The following is a 646-nucleotide window of genomic DNA, read 5'->3' on the forward strand; positions in this document are numbered from 1 at the left end:
TTTTACACGAGGGTTTCCCCATTCGGACATTTTCGGTTCTCTGGCTATTTGCGCCTACCCGAAACTTTTCGCAGCTTATCACGTCCTTCTTCGGCTCCTGATGCCAAGGCATTCTCCATGCGCCCTTCATAGCTTAACCATAGTCGTCGTGTGATAAACTTCGCATTACCGCGTCAGCTCCGTCACTGTGGTGCTCATTGGCCATTAGCCAACTCCGCTCCGCGCTCTGTCGCTTCCTTGTTCTGCTCGTTTCTAACACGACTCCAGAGAGTGCTAATTTAAAGTTGCCGTTTTTAGGCTTCTTTTTAATTTACAGCTCTCTTTACTCGATGATGAATAAATTCATCATCATTGTATAATCTACAAAGAACATATAAAATGTTCCCAGCTTTACAATGTGTTTCTTATGTGCAATTTTCAAAGAACTTTTTTCAGAGATTTTGGTCTCTGAAAATTGAACAGAGTGTTTGGTATAAACCGTAATTCTTACTGATAACCATTCTGTGAATGTGCTACCAGATTTTCTCCATAGAAAGGAGGTGATCCAGCCGCAGGTTCTCCTACGGCTACCTTGTTACGACTTCACCCCAATCGCTGACCCTACCTTCGGCCGCTGTCCCCTTTCGGTTAACTCACGGACTTCGGG

Annotated in this window: 2 rRNA genes; both read right to left on the reverse strand. The window is 44.6% G+C overall.

What is annotated here, in order from left to right:
• A 23S ribosomal RNA gene (locus tag CLORY_RS22900) occupies positions 1-139 on the reverse strand; the annotation flags it as partial.
• A 393-nt stretch (positions 140-532) separates the two neighbouring features.
• Positions 533-646 (reverse strand): 16S ribosomal RNA (locus tag CLORY_RS22905); the annotation flags it as partial.

The sequence above is a fragment of the Clostridium oryzae genome (genome assembly GCF_002029235.1).
GTDB lineage: Bacteria > Bacillota > Clostridia > Clostridiales > Clostridiaceae > Clostridium_AE > Clostridium_AE oryzae.